Raw genomic sequence first — 16,905 nt, 5'->3', positions numbered from 1 at the left:
GAGGTGCGCCGCCATGCCACAGGGAACCCCACTGCAGGTGCCCGACGACGGGCTGAGCACCCGGGCCAGGCGCAACCAGCAGGTGCTGGCGGTGCACACCGGTGACGGCAAGGGGAAATCGACGGCGGCGTTCGGAATGGCGTTGCGCGCGTGGAACGCTGGCCTGGACGTCGCGGTGTTTCAATTCGTCAAGAGTGCCAAATGGAAGGTGGGGGAGGAGGCCGGGCTCACCCGGCTCGGTCGGTTGCACGACGAGCACGGCTTCGGCGGAGCCGTCGAATGGCACAAGATGGGCGCCGGGTGGTCGTGGAGCCGTAAATCCGGCAGCGAGGAGGACCACGCGGCGGCCGCCGCGGACGGCTGGGCCGAGATCTCGCGTCGGCTGACCGAGCAGCGCCACGATTTCTACGTACTCGACGAGTTCACCTATCCGCTGAAGTGGGGTTGGGTCGATGTCGACGAGGTGGTGGACGCGCTGGTCGCCCGGCCCGGCCATCAGCATGTGGTGATCACCGGACGCGCCGCCCCGCCCCGGCTGATCGAGGCCGCCGACCTCGTCACCGAGATGGTCAAGGTCAAGCATCCGATGGATGCGGGCCGCAAGGGTCAGAAGGGCATCGAGTGGTGAGTGCCCCCGCGGTCGTCATTGCCGCACCCGCCTCCGGCAGTGGAAAGACCACCGTCGCAACGGGTTTGATCGGGGCGTTGCGGCAGGCTGGGCACATCGTCGCGCCGTTCAAGGTGGGCCCGGACTTCATCGACCCCGGTTACCACACGGTGGCCGCCGGACGGCCCGGACGCAACCTCGACCCGGTCATGGTAGGGGAGCAGCTCATTGGGCCGCTTTATACCCACGGTGCTGCCGGCGCCGACATCGCGGTGATCGAAGGCGTGATGGGGCTGTTCGACGGCCGGATCGGGGCGGGCGCCGCCACCGCGCCCGCGGGTTCGACGGCCCACGTCGCCGCCCTGGTCGGCGCACCGGTGATCCTGGTGGTCGACGCGCGTGGTCAAAGCCACAGCATTGCCGCACTGTTGCACGGATTTTCGACGTTCGATACCGGGATCCGGATCGCGGGGGTCATCCTCAACCGGGTGGGATCGTTGCGCCACGAGCAGGTGTTACGACAGGCGTGTGAGCACACCGGTGTCCCGGTGCTGGGCGCGATTGGGCGCAATGCCGAATTAGAGTTGCCGACCAGGTATCTGGGTCTGGTGACCGCCGTCGAATACGGCCGACGGGCGCGGCTCGCGGTCGACGCGATGACCGCGCTGGTCGCGCGCCACGTCGACCTGGGCGCGGTGATGGCGGTCGCACGTAGCCAGAGTCCCAGCGCGCCTTGGGATCCGGTTACCGCGGTGGGTGAGGCCGACGGCCGTCGGCACGCCAGGATGGCCCGGGTCGCGATGGCCGCCGGAAAGGCCTTCAGCTTCGGCTATGCCGAACACGCCGAGTTGCTGCGCGCGGCAGGCGCCGACGTTGTCGACTTCGATCCGCTCGTCGACACGCTGCCGGAGGGCGCCGACGCCGTCGTGCTGCCCGGCGGCTTCCCCGAACAGTTCGCAGCCGAGCTGTCGGCCAATGATGTTGTCCGGCAACAGATCAAGCGACTGGCCGGGTCCGGTGCGCCGGTGCATGCCGAATGCGCCGGCCTGATCTATCTGACCTCCGAACTCGACGGCTATCCGATGTGCGGGGCGCTGAGTGCCACGGCGCGGTTCACGCCGAATCTGACGTTGGCGTATCGCGACGCGGTTGCGGTGGCGGAGTCGGCGCTGTATCCGGTCGGGGCGCGGGTGGTGGGCCACGAGTTCCACCGGACTGCGATCACATTCACCGAGAGCTATCAGCCGGCGTGGAGGTACCCGGCAGCCACGGCCGAGGAGTCCACCGCGGCGATGGGCGACGGCCGCGACGGCCGCGACGGTGTTGTGCATGCCGGCGTGCACGCGTCTTATCTGCACACGCACCCCGCCGCCGTGCCGGATGCGGTGGCGCGCTTCGTGGCCCGTGCCGCAAGCTTGCGAGCCTAACGAGACTGCGACAAATCGAGCGCACGGTCGCGGTGCGGTCAGATTCGCGGCGCACTAACGGCCGTGGTCAGTACAGCTAGCGCACGCCACTAGGCTTTGCCGGGTGACCGAAAGCCCCTACCTCGCCGGACTGCGGTTGACCGGAAAGAAGGTCGTCGTCGTCGGCGGAGGCACGGTTGCGCAACGCCGCCTCCCGCTGCTCATCGCCAGCGGAGCCGACGTGCACGTCATCTCGCGCAGCGCCACCCGCTCGGTCGAGGCGATGACGGGAATCACCCTCACGCTGCGGGAGTACCGCGACGGCGATCTCGACGGGGCCTGGTATGCGATCGCGGCCACCAATGATCCGGCGGTGAATGCCGCCGTCGTCGCGGCGGCCGACGCCCGGCGGATCTTCTGTGTACGCGCCGACATCGCCGTCGAGGGCAGCGCGGTGACGCCGGCGTCCTTCGAGTACGCCGGGCTGTCGGTCGGGGTGCTGGCCGGCGGTGAGCACCGTAGGTCGGCGGCGATCCGGTCGGCCATCCGCGAGGCGCTGCAGCGGGGTCTGATCGCCCCGGAAAGCCCGGATGCCGCGCGCGGTGGGGTGGCCCTGATCGGCGGCGGCCCCGGCGACCCGGAACTGATCACCGTCCGCGGCCGTCGGCTGCTCGCCCAGGCCGACGTCGTCGTTGCCGACCGCCTCGCGCCGCCTGAACTGCTCGCCGAGCTGCCGCCGCACGTCGAGGTCATCGACGCCGCCAAGATCCCGTACGGGCGCGCCATGGCGCAGGACGCGATCAACGACGTGATGATCGAACGGGCGCGCGCCGGAAGCTTCGTCGTTCGGCTCAAGGGCGGTGATCCCTTCGTGTTCGCCCGCGGCTACGAAGAGGTCCTCGCATGCGCCGACGCGGGCATTCCGGTCACCGTCGTCCCGGGTGTGACAAGTGCCATAGCGGTGCCCGCGCTGGCGGGCGTTCCCGTCACGCATCGCGCCGTCAATCACGAGTTTGTGGTGGTCAGCGGGCATCTGGCGCCCGGGCATCCCGAATCGTTAGTGAATTGGAATGCGTTGGCCGCGCTGTCCGGCACCATCGTGTTGCTGATGGCCGTCGAGCGCATCGAACTCTTCGTCGACGTACTGCTGAAAGGCGGCCGACCTGCGGATACACCGGTGCTGGTGGTTCAGCACGGGACGACACCCGCCCAACACACGCTGCGGGCCACGCTGGCCGACACGCCGCAAAAGGTCCGCGCCGAGGGGATTCGACCTCCGGCGATCATCGTGATCGGCCCCGTGGTCGGCCTGAGCGATGCTCGGGGTTTAAACGATTCTTAAGATTACTGTAAGGTAATCCGTTATGACGGCCCTCAACGACACAGAGCGCGCGGCCCGGAATTGGTCTGCTGCACGCCCCGATCGTCCGGCCCCGGGACGCACCGAACGCCCGGCTGAGACTTCATCTGCTGCCGCTCCGACCCGTACCAGCAGGTATTACCCGGCCTGGCTGCCTTCGCGGCGGTTCATCGCGGCGGTGATCGCCATCGGCGGCATGCAGCTGCTGGCGACGATGGACAGCACGGTCGCGATCGTCGCGCTTCCTAAGATTCAGAACGAGCTGAGCCTGTCCGACGCCGGCCGTAGCTGGGTGATCACCGCGTATGTGCTCACCTTCGGCGGCCTGATGCTGTTGGGCGGTCGCCTCGGCGACACCATCGGCCGTAAACGCACGTTCATCGTCGGCGTCGCGTTGTTCACCATCTCCTCGGTGCTGTGCGCGGTCGCCTGGGACGAGGCCACCATGGTCATCGCCCGGCTGCTGCAGGGCATCGGGTCGGCCATCGCCTCCCCCACCGGGTTGGCATTGGTGGCGACGACGTTCTCCAAGGGGCCCGCCCGCAACGCCGCCACCGCGGTGTTCGCCGCCATGACCGCCGTCGGCTCGGTGATGGGCCTGGTGGTCGGCGGTGCGCTGACCGAGGTGTCGTGGCGGCTGGCGTTCCTGGTCAACGTGCCGATCGGCCTGGTGATGATCTACCTGGCCCGGACCGCGCTGCGCGAGACCAACCGCGAGCGGATGAAGCTGGACGCCGCCGGGGCCATGCTGGCCACCTTGGCCTGCACCGCCGCGGTGTTCGCCTTCTCGATGGGCCCGGAAAAGGGCTGGGTCTCGTTCACCACGATCGGTTCGGGGGTGGTGGCAGCGGCCGCAGGCATCGCGTTCGCGATCGTCGAGCGCACCGCCGAAAACCCCGTCGTGCCGTTCAAGTTGTTCCGCGACCGCAACCGGCTGGTCACGTTCACCGCGATCCTGCTGGCCGGCGGCGTGATGTTCAGCCTCACCGTCTGCATCGGCCTGTACGTCCAGGACATCCTCGGCTACAGCGCGCTGCGGGCCGGCGTCGGCTTCATCCCGTTCGTCATCGCGATGGGCATCGGGCTGGGCATCTCCTCGCAACTGGTGTCCCGGTTCTCGCCGCGGGTGTTGACCATCGGCGGCGGCTGGCTGCTGCTGGTCGCGATGATCTACGGCTGGGCCTTCATGCACCGCGGCGTGCCCTACTTCCCGAACTTGGTGCTGCCGATCGTGGTCGGCGGCATCGGCATCGGTATGGTGGTGGTCCCGCTGACGCTCGCGGCGATCGCGGGTGTGGGTTTCGACCAGATCGGGCCGGTATCGGCGATCGCGCTGATGTTGCAGAGCCTGGGCGGGCCGCTGGTGCTGGCCGTCATCCAGGCCGTGATCACCTCGCGCACGCTGTACCTGGGCGGCACCACCGGTCCGGTGAAATTCATGAACGACGTTCAGCTGCGGGCGCTCGATCACGGCTACACCTACGGCCTGCTGTGGGTGGCCGGCGCGGCCGTCATCGTCGGATGTGCGGCCCTGTTCATCGGATACACCCCGGAGCAGGTGGCGCACGCGCAGGAGGTCAAGGAAGCGATCGACGCCGGCGAGCTGTAGCCCGCCCGTCCCGCCTGTACTCCGGTCGCCCCACCCCGACCGCCCCGACCCGTTCCAATGTGGCTGGTGTGACGCACGTGGTCGCCGACCCTGTGGTGCGGCTTGAGCGCCCGCCATTTAGGCTGGCCCGCTGTGATCACCCGGATGTCCGAGCTGTTCCTGCGCACCCTGCGCGATGCACCCGCCGACGCCGAAGTGCCCAGCCACAAGCTGCTGGCCCGGGCCGGATACGTGCGACCCGTCGCCCCGGGGCTCTACAGCTGGCTGCCGCTCGGATTGCGGGTGCTGCGCAATATCGAACGCATCGTCCGCGAGGAGATGAATGCGATCGGCGGCCAGGAGATCCTGTTCCCGGCGCTGCTGCCGCGCGCCCCGTACGAGACGACGAACCGGTGGACGGAATACGGCGACAACCTGTTTCGGCTGCAGGACCGCCGCGACAACGACTACCTGCTTGCCCCGACGCACGAGGAGTTGTTCACCCTGACCGTTAAGGGCGAGTACAGCTCCTACAAGGATTTCCCGCTGACTCTCTACCAAATCCAGACCAAGTACCGCGACGAGGCGCGGCCGCGGGCCGGGATCCTCCGGGCCCGGGAATTCGTGATGAAGGACTCCTACTCGTTCGACGTGGACAACGCCGGCCTCAAGGCTGCCTACCACGCGCATCGGGAGGCCTACCAACGCATCTTCGACCGGCTGCAGGTCCGCTACGTCATCGTGTCCGCGGTGTCGGGGGCGATGGGCGGCAGCGCGTCCGAGGAGTTCCTGGCCGAAAGCCCGATCGGTGAGGACACCTTCGTCCGGTGCCTGGAGTCGGGTTACGCGGCCAACGTCGAGGCGGTCATCACCGCCCGCCCCGAGGCGCGGCCGGTCGAGGGACTGCCCGAGGCGGTGGTGTACGACACCGGCGATACGCCGACCATCGCGAGCCTGGTGGCATGGGCGAACGAGGCCGGCCTGGGCCGCACCGTCACGGCAGCCGACACGCTGAAAAACGTTCTGGTCAAGGTCCGCCAGCCAGGCGGGGATTGGGAGCTGCTCGGAATCGGCCTACCGGGTGACCGCGAGGTCGACGACAAACGCCTGGGCGCCGCGCTGGAGCCGGCCGAGTACGCGCTGCTCGATGACGCCGACTTCGCCAAGTACCCGTTCCTGGTGAAGGGTTACATCGGACCGAAAGCATTGCGAGACAATGGTGTTCGCTACCTCGTCGACCCGCGCGTGGTGGACGGCAGCAGCTGGATCACCGGCGCCGACGAGCCGGGTCGCCACGTCGTGGGGCTAGTCGCCGGCCGTGATTTCACCGACGACGGCACCATCGAGGCTGCCCAGGTGCGCGAGGGCGATCCGTCGCCCGACGGGGCCGGGCCGCTGGTCATGGCGCGCGGCATCGAGATCGGGCACATCTTTCAGCTGGGCCGCAAATACACCGACGCCTTCGCCGTCGACGTGCTCGGCGAGGACGGCAAGCCGGTGCGGTTGACGATGGGCTCCTACGGAGTGGGGGTGTCGCGGTTGGTGGCCGTGGTCGCCGAACAGCAGCATGACGAGCTGGGCCTACGCTGGCCCCCCTCGATCGCGCCGTTCGACGTGCACCTGGTGGTCGCGAACAAGGACCCGGAGGCACGTGCGGGCGCCACCGCGCTGGCCGCTGACCTGGACCGGCTGGGCCTCGAAGTGCTGCTGGACGACCGCCAGGCCTCACCCGGGGTCAAATTCAAAGATGCCGAGCTGCTCGGGATGCCCTGGATCGTCGTGGTCGGACGCGGCTGGGCGGACGGCGTGGTGGAGCTGCGCGACCGCTTCAGCGGCCAGACGCGCGAGCTGGCCGCGGGCGTCTCGTTGGCCACCGACATCGTGACGGCCATCGCCGGATAGCTACTCGTTGCCGCCCGGGAAACTGGTCGTGATCGGCCACGCGCCGAGGATGCGGCTCCAGCGGGCGGCCATCACGGCGCTCTGTGTCAGGGCGGTCGCGGCGAACGCGCGGTCCTCGGCGGTTTCGGCGCGCTCGACGACCACCCGCCACGCCGTGGCCCCGTCGTTCTCCATCCGCGTCGCCAGCCGGGCCGCGTCGGCCGGGCTGGCCACCAGTAGGGGCAACTGATAGCCCGCGGCGGCGGGCGGGGCGGTGACCTGACGCGCGGCCAGCATCGCGATCACGTCGTCGCGGCGCTTGCGGTGCTGCAGCAGCGCTTCCAGCACCAGGTCGTTGACGCTGGGCGGTGACATCGCGGACACGATGCCGTAGCCGTAGATGGTCGCGTGCTCGACGGACAGCGCATCGCTGAGCGCCGCGTTGTCGGCGTCCTTGCCGGAGCTCATATGGACGGACCCCCGGGCACCAGCGCAACGGTGTAGGACGCGGTGCACGACGCGGCGATGGAGGCGAGAAGTCCGGCACGGTACCCCGACTGCGTGCTGACCAGACGCGTGGCGTTGTCGGCCGAGGCCCGCAGCGCATTGATCACATCGGACACCGGTGGGGGCGGCGGCGGGGGTCCGGCCGGGGCCGCCGGACTCGCACTGGTCGTCTCGCTCGACGAGCTCGACGACGAAGTGAACTTGCCGGCCGCTCGCGAAATCTCGGTGGACAGCGCCCGGGCGTGGGCTGCGCGCTGGTTGGCGACCACCGACAACGCTGCCGCGATCTGCGGCGGATTGCCGACGGCCGCGGCGGCCGCACCGGCCAGCGCGCTGTCGTGTCTAGCCTGGTCCAACGGCCCCAACAGCTCTTCGACGGCGGGGGGTTTCGGTGGGGCGTCGCCGCAGGCGGAGGCGACCACCCCGAGCGCGGCAAGCGCGGCACCCCCGGCGAGCACGCCCCGCCGGCTGCTGACGGGTCCTGCGCTAGGCACAGCAATATCCTGCCATTCACACCGGGCCGGCCCTGATGCCAGGACCGCATCCTTTCGCGAACCTTTCGCGAAAGGATGCGGACCTCCGCGATCACCTCGTCATACGCGATTCCTGGCGTATCGTTAGTTTCTGGTTCTCGCGGAACGGCAGCCGCCCCGTTCCACCGGGACGCCGGAAGCCGCTTGAAGATGGCAGGGCGGCGCCACCCAGCCAGATGACCGGACAACTCAAGATGAGGAGCTCGCCGTGACCACCGGGCTACCGTCTCAGACGCAGGTGATCGAGCTACTCGGTGGCGAGTTCGCGCGCGCCGGCTACGAGATCGAAGACGTGGTCATCGATCCCCGAGCGCGCCCGCCTCGGATCACGGTCATCGCCGACGGCGACACCGCACCGGACCTGGACACCGTCGCGGCGTTGTCACGTTCGGCGTCGACGCTGCTCGACGGCCTGGACAGCGGCGCCGACAGCTACGTGTTGGAAGTGAGTTCGCCCGGCGTGGACCGCCCGTTGACCAGCGAGAAACACTTTCGCCGTGCACGTGGCCGCAAGGTCGAACTCGAGTTGTCGGACGGAACGCGGTTGACCGGGCGGGTGGGCCAGACCGGCGCCGGCGCGGTGGCCCTGGTCGTCCGCGACGGTCGCGACTGGGCGGTGCGCGATATTCCGCTCGCCGAAATCACGAAAGCCGTTGTCCAAGTTGAGTTTTCGTCGCCATCCCAAGCTGAGTTGAACCTTGCCGGTGTGGGTGAGGCGGACAGGACGGAGGCCGGAACATGAACCACGCCGGCGACGACGCAGTGGGCGCGCCCCCGGCCGCGAAGCGGCGAGGGCAACAGCGAGGGGGACAGCGAGGGGGACGTAGCGAGGTGGGGGCACCTCCAGCTGGTGGGGGAAAGGAGCGGCGCTGATGAATATCGACATGGCCGCGTTGCACGCCATTGAGGTCGATCGGGGTATCTCGGTCAACGAACTGCTCGAAACCATCAAGTCGGCTCTGCTGACCGCCTACCGGCATACCGAAGGCCATCAGGCGGACGCGCGCATCGAGATCGACCGCAAGACCGGCGTCGTGGCCGTGATCGCCCGCGAGGTCGACGAGGACGGCAACGTCATCAGTGAATGGGACGACACCCCCGAGGGTTTCGGCCGCATCGCCGCGACCACCGCGCGTCAGGTGATGCTGCAGCGCTTCCGTGACGCGGAGAACGAGCGGACCTACGGCGAGTTCTCCACCCGCGAGGGGGAGATCGTCGCCGGCGTGATCCAGCGGGACAGCCGGGCGAACGCCCGCGGCCTGGTTGTCGTCCGGATGGGCACCGAGACCAAGGCGTCGGAGGGCGTCATCCCGGTGGCCGAGCAGGTACCCGGCGAGACCTACGAGCACGGCAACCGGGTGCGCTGCTACGTGGTCGGCGTGACCCGCGGCGCGCGCGAGCCCGTGATCACGCTGTCGCGCACCCACCCCAACCTGGTCCGCAAGCTGTTCTCGCTGGAGGTGCCCGAGATCGCCGACGGGTCGGTCGAGATCGTCGCGGTGGCCAGGGAGGCCGGTCACCGCTCCAAGATCGCCGTGACGTCGCGGGTACCGGGACTCAACGCCAAGGGCGCCTGCATCGGCCCGATGGGACAACGGGTCCGCAACGTGATGAGCGAGCTGTCCGGGGAGAAGATCGACATCATCGATTACGACGAGGACCCGGCCCGTTTCGTCGCCAACGCCTTGTCGCCGGCGAAGGTGGTGTCGGTGTCGGTGATCGACCAGACCGCCCGCGCGGCCCGGGTGGTGGTGCCCGACTTCCAATTGTCGCTGGCGATCGGCAAGGAGGGGCAGAATGCGCGGCTGGCGGCCCGGCTCACCGGGTGGCGCATCGACATCCGCGGTGATTCGCCCGCCACGGCCGGCGAACAGCCACACGGCCGTCCGGAGCACGGTGCCAGCCAGCCGATGGCGCACGACCACTGACCCACATCGTCGGCGCGCGTTCGACTTTGGCGCGCGGATTCGGGTGGCAACCGGCGAGACGGCATCGCGGGCGGCGTGCGCGATCGGGTCCCGGCGCGACTGTGCACCCGCGGGTGGTTCTGACGATCGATTCGGTGACGCTAGACTGAGCCGTGATCCAGCGCGAGCCTTCGGCCCCCCGGGCCACACGGGCGCACGGTCACCCGGATGAACCCCGTGGACCTGTGCGGACGTGTGTCGGGTGCCGAAAGCGAGAGTTGGCCGCCGAATTGCTCCGAGTGATAGCTGTGCCAAGTGGGAACGGCGATTACGCCGTAATCGTTGACACAGCGACTAGCCTGCCGGGGCGGGGTGCCTGGTTGCACCCCGTGCCGCGGTGTGTACACGAGGCGATTCGGCGGCGGGCTTTCACCAAAGCGTTGCGCATCGACCGTCCTCCGGACACGTCCGCGTTGCTCGACCACGTGGAAGCGCTCGACTCGCTCGGCAACAGAACAGGTAGCAAAGAACATGAGCACACCGTGAAGTCCCGATGACTCCCACCTCTATGCGTTACAGCTAGCACCCGAGGCGCGGCCCCACGACTGTCGCCTCTTAGACAGGAGATGTAGTGGCAGGTAAGGCCCGCGTACACGAGTTAGCCAAGGAACTCGGTGTCACCAGCAAGGAAGTTCTCGCCCGGCTGAATGAACAGGGCGAATTCGTCAAATCAGCATCCTCGACCGTAGAAGCGCCGGTGGCTCGCCGGCTGCGCGAGTCGTTCGGCGGTGGTAAGCCCGCGGCCGCCGGCAAGGGCGCCGCGAAGAGCCCCGACAAATCTCTCGACAGGGCCCTGGACAAGGCGATTCAGAAGCCCTCCGGTAACGGCGAGGCGGTCAGCGCCCCCGCGAAGCCCGCCGACAACGCCGTCAGTGGTAGTGCTGCTGCCGCGCCCGCGCCGGCGTCCCCGGCCGCCGGCACTCAGACACCCGCGGTGCCGACGCCCGCTCCGCGCCGGCCGGCCCCATCGCCCGGGCGCCCGGCCGCGCCGGCGCCGGGCCAGGCGAAGCCGGCCACCCCCGGTCAGGCCCCCAGCCAGCAGCCTCCGCAGCCCGGTGCCACGCCCGGCCCGCGACCCGGCCCGATCCCGCGGCCCGCGGCGCGGACCCCGCGTGTCGGCAACAACCCATTCTCGTCGGCGCAGCCCGTCGACCGGCCCATCCCGCGGCCACAAGCGCCGCGTCCCGGTGCGCCCCGGCCGGGGGCACCGCGCCCGGGCGGTGCGTCGCCCGGCAACATGCCGCCGCGCCCCGGTGGTGCCGGGGGCCAGTTCCGCCCCGCCCGCCCCGGTGGTGGCGGTGGTGGTGGCCGTCCCGGTGGTGGCCGTCCCGGCGGTCCCGGCGGCGGTGGCGGCGGTAACTACCGTGGTGGCGGCGGCGTCGGTGCTGCGCCCGGCGGCGGCGGTGGTGGTTTCCACGGCCGGCCCGGGGGTGGCGGTGGTGGCGGTGGCCGTCCCGGTCAGCGCGGCGGTGCTGCCGGCGCGTTCGGCCGCCCCGGCGGTGCCCCGCGGCGCGGCCGCAAGTCGAAGCGGGCGAAGCGTGCCGAGTACGAGAACATGCAGGCGCCCGTCGTCGGTGGGGTGCGGTTGCCGCACGGCAACGGCGAGACCATCCGGCTGGCCCGCGGCGCGTCGCTGTCCGACTTCGCCGACAAGATCAACGCCAACCCGGCCTCGTTGGTGCAGGCGCTGTTCAACCTCGGCGAGATGGTGACCGCCACCCAGTCGGTGGGCGACGAGACACTAGAACTGCTGGGCAGCGAGATGAATTACGTCGTCCAGGTCGTCAGCCCGGAGGATGAGGACCGCGAGCTGTTGGAGTCCTTCGACCTGACCTACGGCGAGGACGAGGGCGGCGAGGAAGACTTGCAGACCCGGCCGCCGGTGGTGACCGTGATGGGTCACGTCGACCACGGTAAGACCCGCTTGCTGGACACGATTCGCAACGCCAGCGTCCGCGAGGGCGAAGCCGGTGGCATCACCCAGCACATCGGTGCCTACCAGGTCGGCGTTGATTTCGAGGGCAGCGAGCGGCTGATCACCTTCATCGACACCCCCGGCCACGAGGCGTTCACCGCCATGCGTGCCCGCGGTGCCAAGGCCACCGACATCGCGATCCTGGTGGTCGCCGCCGACGACGGCGTGATGCCGCAGACGGTGGAGGCGATCAACCACGCCCAGGCGGCCGACGTGCCGATCGTGGTGGCGGTCAACAAGATCGACAAGGAGGGCGCCGACCCGCAGAAGATCCGCGGGCAGCTCACCGAATTCGGTTTGATCCCTGAGGAATTCGGCGGCGACACGATGTTCGTCGACATCTCGGCCAAGCAGGGCACCAACATCGAGGCGCTGGAGGAGGCGGTGCTGCTGACCGCCGACGCTGCGCTGGACCTGCGAGCCAACCCCGACATGGAGGCTCAGGGTGTGGCGATCGAGGCACACCTGGACCGCGGTCGCGGACCGGTGGCTACCGTGCTGATCCAGCGCGGCACCCTGCGGGTCGGCGACTCGATCGTGGCCGGCGATGCCTACGGCCGGGTACGCCGCATGGTCGACGAGCACGGCGAGGACGTGCACGAGGCGCTGCCGTCGCGGCCGGTGCAGGTCATCGGTTTCACCTCGGTGCCCGGAGCCGGTGACAACCTGCTGGTGGTCGACGAGGATCGCATCGCCCGGCAGATCGCAGACCGGCGCAGTGCCCGCAAGCGCAACGCCTTGGCCGCGCGGTCGCGTAAGCGGATCAGCCTGGAGGACCTGGACTCGGCGCTGAAGGAAACCAGTCAGCTGAACCTGATCCTCAAGGGCGACAACGCCGGTACGGTCGAGGCCCTGGAAGAGGCCTTGATGGGCATCGAGATCGACGACGAGGTGCAGCTGCGTGTCATCGACCGCGGCGTCGGTGGCATCACCGAGACCAACGTGAACCTGGCGTCGGCGTCGGACGCGGTGATCATCGGCTTCAACGTGCGTGCCGAGGGCAAGGCGACGGAGCTGGCCAACCGCGAAGGCGTGGACATCCGGTACTACTCGGTGATCTACCAGGCGATCGACGAGATCGAGAAGGCCCTGCGCGGCATGCTCAAGCCGATCTACGAGGAGAACCAGCTGGGCCGCGCCGAGATTCGGGCGATCTTCCGGTCCTCGAAGGTGGGCATCATCGCCGGCTGCCTGATCACTTCCGGCATCGTGCGCCGCAACGCCAAGGCTCGGCTGCTGCGGGACAACATCGTGGTTGCCGACAACCTGACGATTTCCTCGCTACGCCGGGAGAAGGACGACGTCACCGAGGTCCGCGAGGGCTACGAATGCGGTATGACGCTGACCTATTCCGACATCAAGGAGGGCGACATCATCGAGTCGTTCGAGCTGGTCGAGAAAGCGCGCACCTGACGGCCGACATTGCAGTGACGCACCACCCGGGTGGGGGACGAAGCGATGAGGAAGGCGGTGATTCGGGATGGCTGACCCAGCACGGGCGCGCCGGCTGGCTAAGCGGATCAACACGATCGTCGCGTCGGCGATCGAGTTCGAAATCAAAGATCCGGGCCTGGACGGGGTGACCATCGTCGACGCGAAGGTGACCAACGACCTGCACGACGCGACGGTCTTCTACACCGTGATGGGCCGCACGTTGGATGACGAGCCGGATTATGAGGCGGCCTCGGCCGCGCTGGAACGAGCCAAGGGCACGCTGCGCACCAAGGTCGGGGCCGGCACCGGGGTGCGGTTCACGCCGACTTTGACGTTCATGCGCGACACGACGTCGGACAACGTGCAGCGAATGGAGGAGCTGCTGGCCCGTGCCCGCGCCGCCGATGCCGACCTGGCGCGGGTACGGGTGGGAGCCAAACCGGCTGGGGAGGCCGATCCGTACCGCGACAGCGGGCCGGCAACCGAGCCCACGTGGGGGGCAGCGGTCGACGCTGAGGAGACCGGTGACGACCACAGACCCCAAGACTGACTTGGCCCGCGACCGGGTTGCCGCGGACCGCATCGATGCGGCCGAGGCCGCCGAACTGCTTTCGGCCGCAACGACGGTCGCGGTGATTTGCCATGTTCATCCCGATGCCGACACCATCGGCGCGGGCTTGGCCCTGGCCACCGTGCTGCACCGCAGCGGCAAGGAGGTCGAGGTCAGCTTCGCCGCACCGGCCACGTTGCCGGAGTCGTTGCGGTCGCTGCCGGGCTGCCATCTGCTGGTCGACCCGGACGCGATGCGCCGCGATGTCGATCTCGTTGTGACCGTGGACGTTCCGAGCGTCAAACGGCTCGGCGCGCTGAGCGATTTGGCCGGCCCGGGTCGGCAGCTGTTGGTGGTCGACCATCACGCCTCCAACGCGATGTTCGGCACCGCGAACTTCGTCGACCCGACGGCGGACTCCACGACATTGTTGGTGGCCGAGCTGCTCGACGCGTGGGGCAAGCCGATCGACCGCGACGTCGCGCACTGCATCTACGCGGGGCTCACCACCGACACCGGGTCGTTCCGGTGGGCCAGCGCGCGCGCGTTCCGGTTGGCGGCCCGGCTGGTCGAGGTGGGCGTGGACAACGCGAAGATCAGCCGGACACTGATGGACACCCATCCGTTCGTGTGGCTGCCGCTGCTGTCTCGGGTGTTGGGCTCGGCGCGGCTGGTGCCGGAGGCGGTCGACGGACGCGGGCTGGTCTACGCGGTGGTCGGCAACGACGACTGGAACAACTCCCGCCCGGAGGAAGTCGAAAGCATCGTCGACATCGTGCGCACCACGCAACAGGCGGAGGTGGCCGCGGTCTTCAAAGAGGTTGAGCCGCAACAGTGGTCGGTCTCGATGCGGGCGAAGGCGGAGGTGGACCTGGCCGCGGTCGCGTCGGTGTTCGGCGGCGGTGGCCACCGGCTGGCCGCTGGCTATTCGACCGTGGGGTCCATCGACGACGTGGTGACCTCGCTGCGCGCCGCACTCGGCTGAAGCTGACCAAAAGGGCTCGCTAGAACGCCCAACTTCCGTCGGATTGCAGGACGAATCCGTGGTCCCCGCTGGTGGTGTCCAGACAAGCGAGCAGATTGTCCGCGCCCACCGCGCAAGTCACGTTGAGATAGGACAGTTTCTGGCCCACGTTCAGCGTCTTGGCGGTGTAGGGCAACGCGGCCGGATTGCCGCCGCACCCGCTGTAGGTCATTCGGCTCAGTTCATAGCCGGGTCCCTTGAAAGTCACCGACCCCTCCACGCAGTCGCCGGGTCTCGGGTGAGCGCCGCCGGGAAAGGGAATGTCGTCCATTCCCGGAACTTCGCCATTGCACTTAATGTCTTGCGACGGCCGTGGCGCGGGCGCTGGCCCACCGTAGAAGTCACACACCACTGAGTTCGGGGTCGAGAAATTAATTCGCGGCGAGTTGCCGGGAAGCGAGGTCGTGATATAGCCGTCCACCGCGACTGTGGTGAACGCGTCGAGATTGGGAAATCGTGGTGGCGGTTGCGCGCCCGCGTGCTGCCCGACGGCGATCGAAACGGCCATGACCAGGGTCAGGACGCCGACTACTCGCATGCTGAGGCCGACGACACCCCACATCGTTCCTCCTGCCGTGCGCAAATGGTTTCGGCTCGTTAGGGGGATCGTATTGGTTATCGCCTTTACTGGCGATAAAAAGTTGCGGGCCCGGCCATTTGCGCATGGCCAGCTCATGGACGAATGAATTGCGTCATCACCGAACCGCGGCTAACGGACTTGAGCACGCCCGCGTTGCAATACCGCTTCCCGATTCGCGGCGATGTCGTCGCCCGTGGTGCGGAATTGCCGGGCCGCCATCGCCTCCAGCCATAACCCCTCGTTGGTCTGCGACTCGTCGATGCGGTGGTAGGAGGCCAGCAGGGCACGAACCGCGCCTTGGTTGTTGCCGACGATGGCGGCCGCCACCTGGCGTGCGGTGGGCAGCAGATGGTCGTGCTCCACCACCTCGGTCACCAGGCCCGCCCGCAGCGCATCGGCGGCCGAGAGGTAATCGCCGGTCATGCTCATCCGCCGGGCCAGCCCGACGCCCACCTTCTGCGGCAGCCGCACGCTGAGGCCCCAGGTGGGCAGCAGGCCGACCCGGGCGTGGGTGTCGGCGAAGCGGGCCTGCTCGGAGGCGATGACGATGTCGCAGTACAGGACCAGCTCCAGCCCGCCGGTGACCGCGGCGCCGTTGATCGCGCCGATCACCGGCTTGGTCATCGACGGCCAGCGTGGCGAGATGTCCGGCAGCACCTCCTGGCCGCCGAGCTCTTTGAGATCCAGGCCCGCGCAGAATACCGGGTCCGCACCGGTCACGATGACGACGTCGACGTCGTCATCGGTCTCGGCATCGGCCAGTGCCGTGAAGAACCGGTCCCGTAGTGCCGAGGACAAGGCGTTGCGCGACTGCGGCCGGTTCAGCGTCAGGGTGCGCACCCGCTCTTCGGTGTCGATCAGCAGGATATCGTCGCTCATGGCATCACCGTAGAGGGTGACGTGAGCCCCCAGTACGGTCGGCCGGGTCTACGGGATCGCCGTGGCGGGTGCCCGTCTCAGCTGACGGCGCTCTCCAGCTCGCCGAGCCGAGCCTCGACTTCGGCGAGCCGCGCGCGCAGCGCCCGCTCTTCGTTCCGGCGTTCGGTCACCTCGCGCATGATCGCGGAAATGCCCACGATGCGGCCGTCGTGCTGCAAGAGGGCAACACTGAACTCGATCGATAGCCGGTGGCCGTCTTGGTGAGTGGCCGGCACGCTCAGCAGCTGGTCGCCGTAGCGGGTTTGTCCGGTGGCCATGGTCTTGTGGTAGCCGTCCCAGTGCCGCTTGCGCAGCTTTTCCGGGATGATGATGTCCAGGTTTTGGCCGAGCGCTTCGTCCGTCGAGTAGCCGAACATGCGCTGGGCTCCGTCGTTCCACAGTCGAATCACACCCCCGGCGTCACACACGACGATAGCCTCGGGCGTGGCGCTCACCACCGCCGCGGCGATCCACTCCTCGGTGATGTCGGCGATGCGAGCCTTTTCTGCTGCGCGGCCTGCGTCTGGGCTGTTCACTTTCTTCCTTTCTGTGATCCTGCCGACGTTGGTCCCGGG

Annotated in this window: 16 protein-coding genes; 11 read left to right on the top strand and 5 right to left on the bottom strand. The window is 68.7% G+C overall.

Features of this window, described 5'->3' with window-relative positions; all coding sequences use genetic code 11:
* Nucleotides 1-13: 13 nt before the first annotated feature.
* From cobO to G6N33_RS03130, 5 genes are all read left to right on the top strand, one after another.
* The gene (gene cobO, locus G6N33_RS03150; RefSeq protein WP_044510874.1) at nt 14-628 is read left to right on the top strand and encodes a cob(I)yrinic acid a,c-diamide adenosyltransferase; all 615 of its coding nucleotides are present in this window, start codon (nt 14-16) and stop codon (nt 626-628) included.
* Nucleotides 625-2,034 carry a cobyrinate a,c-diamide synthase gene (locus tag G6N33_RS03145; protein WP_101528739.1) on the top strand — a complete coding sequence of 470 codons (1,410 nt, stop codon included), beginning with the start codon at nt 625-627 and terminating at the stop codon, nt 2,032-2,034. The genes cobO and G6N33_RS03145 overlap by 4 nt, the downstream gene beginning before the upstream one ends.
* 103 nt (nt 2,035-2,137) lie before the next feature.
* The gene (gene cobA, locus G6N33_RS03140; protein WP_044510877.1) at nt 2,138-3,355 is read left to right on the top strand and encodes a uroporphyrinogen-III C-methyltransferase; all 1,218 of its coding nucleotides are present in this window, start codon (nt 2,138-2,140) and stop codon (nt 3,353-3,355) included.
* Between the two features lie 22 nt (nt 3,356-3,377).
* Nucleotides 3,378-4,982 carry an MFS transporter gene (locus G6N33_RS03135; protein WP_044510878.1) on the top strand — a complete coding sequence of 535 codons (1,605 nt, stop codon included), beginning with the start codon at nt 3,378-3,380 and terminating at the stop codon, nt 4,980-4,982.
* 132 nt (nt 4,983-5,114) lie between these two features.
* Nucleotides 5,115-6,863: a proline--tRNA ligase gene (locus G6N33_RS03130; RefSeq protein ID WP_044510880.1), complete on the top strand. Its 1,749-nt coding sequence runs from the start codon at nt 5,115-5,117 to the stop codon at nt 6,861-6,863.
* Here G6N33_RS03130 and G6N33_RS03125 read toward each other — a convergent pair whose 3' ends face one another.
* Together G6N33_RS03125 and G6N33_RS03120 are read right to left on the bottom strand one after the other, a co-directional pair.
* Nucleotides 6,864-7,310, bottom strand: coding sequence for a ferritin-like domain-containing protein (locus tag G6N33_RS03125; RefSeq protein WP_044510881.1), 447 nt, complete (start codon nt 7,308-7,310; stop codon nt 6,864-6,866).
* A complete protein-coding gene (locus tag G6N33_RS03120) occupies nt 7,307-7,843 on the bottom strand; it encodes a hypothetical protein (protein ID WP_044510883.1) in 537 nt (178 codons plus the stop codon). Before G6N33_RS03120 ends, G6N33_RS03125 begins: the two co-directional genes overlap by 4 nt.
* 247 nt (nt 7,844-8,090) lie before the next feature.
* Here G6N33_RS03120 and rimP point away from each other — a divergent pair, with 247 nt between their 5' ends.
* The 6 genes from rimP (at nt 8,091) to G6N33_RS03090 (ending at nt 14,793) form a co-directional block, all read left to right on the top strand.
* The gene (gene rimP / locus G6N33_RS03115) at nt 8,091-8,624 is read left to right on the top strand and encodes a ribosome maturation factor RimP (RefSeq protein WP_044510884.1); all 534 of its coding nucleotides are present in this window, start codon (nt 8,091-8,093) and stop codon (nt 8,622-8,624) included.
* Nucleotides 8,625-8,754: 130 nt separating this feature from the next.
* Nucleotides 8,755-9,810, top strand: a complete 1,056-nt coding sequence (nusA, locus tag G6N33_RS03110; protein WP_044510886.1) for a transcription termination factor NusA — start codon at nt 8,755-8,757, stop codon at nt 9,808-9,810.
* 152 nt (nt 9,811-9,962) lie between these two features.
* The gene (locus tag G6N33_RS03105) at nt 9,963-10,346 is read left to right on the top strand and encodes a YlxR family protein (protein WP_179962660.1); all 384 of its coding nucleotides are present in this window, start codon (nt 9,963-9,965) and stop codon (nt 10,344-10,346) included.
* Nucleotides 10,347-10,420: 74 nt separating this feature from the next.
* On the top strand, nt 10,421-13,237 hold the full coding sequence (infB, locus tag G6N33_RS03100) for a translation initiation factor IF-2 (protein ID WP_163771454.1): 2,817 nt from the start codon (nt 10,421-10,423) through the stop codon (nt 13,235-13,237).
* Nucleotides 13,238-13,304: 67 nt separating this feature from the next.
* Nucleotides 13,305-13,808 (top strand): 30S ribosome-binding factor RbfA, encoded by a 504-nt coding sequence (rbfA, locus tag G6N33_RS03095; protein WP_044510891.1) that lies wholly within the window; start codon nt 13,305-13,307, stop codon nt 13,806-13,808.
* A complete protein-coding gene (locus tag G6N33_RS03090) occupies nt 13,783-14,793 on the top strand; it encodes a DHH family phosphoesterase (protein ID WP_044510892.1) in 1,011 nt (336 codons plus the stop codon). Before rbfA ends, G6N33_RS03090 begins: the two co-directional genes overlap by 26 nt.
* Nucleotides 14,794-14,812: 19 nt before the next feature.
* On the opposite strand, the gene G6N33_RS03085 is transcribed toward G6N33_RS03090, so the two are convergent.
* From G6N33_RS03085 to G6N33_RS03075, 3 genes are all read right to left on the bottom strand, one after another.
* Nucleotides 14,813-15,394: a hypothetical protein gene (locus G6N33_RS03085; RefSeq protein WP_044510894.1), complete on the bottom strand. Its 582-nt coding sequence runs from the start codon at nt 15,392-15,394 to the stop codon at nt 14,813-14,815.
* Nucleotides 15,395-15,541: 147 nt separating this feature from the next.
* The gene (locus G6N33_RS03080; protein ID WP_044510896.1) at nt 15,542-16,291 is read right to left on the bottom strand and encodes an enoyl-CoA hydratase; all 750 of its coding nucleotides are present in this window, start codon (nt 16,289-16,291) and stop codon (nt 15,542-15,544) included.
* 77 nt (nt 16,292-16,368) lie between these two features.
* The gene (locus G6N33_RS03075) at nt 16,369-16,866 is read right to left on the bottom strand and encodes a PAS domain-containing protein (protein ID WP_231382609.1); all 498 of its coding nucleotides are present in this window, start codon (nt 16,864-16,866) and stop codon (nt 16,369-16,371) included.
* Nucleotides 16,867-16,905 lie beyond the last annotated feature (39 nt).

The sequence above is a fragment of the Mycobacterium simiae genome (assembly GCF_010727605.1).
Lineage (GTDB): Bacteria > Actinomycetota > Actinomycetes > Mycobacteriales > Mycobacteriaceae > Mycobacterium > Mycobacterium simiae.
Note: the sequence above shows the minus strand (reverse complement) of the source record. Positions and strands in the feature narration are given on the sequence as shown.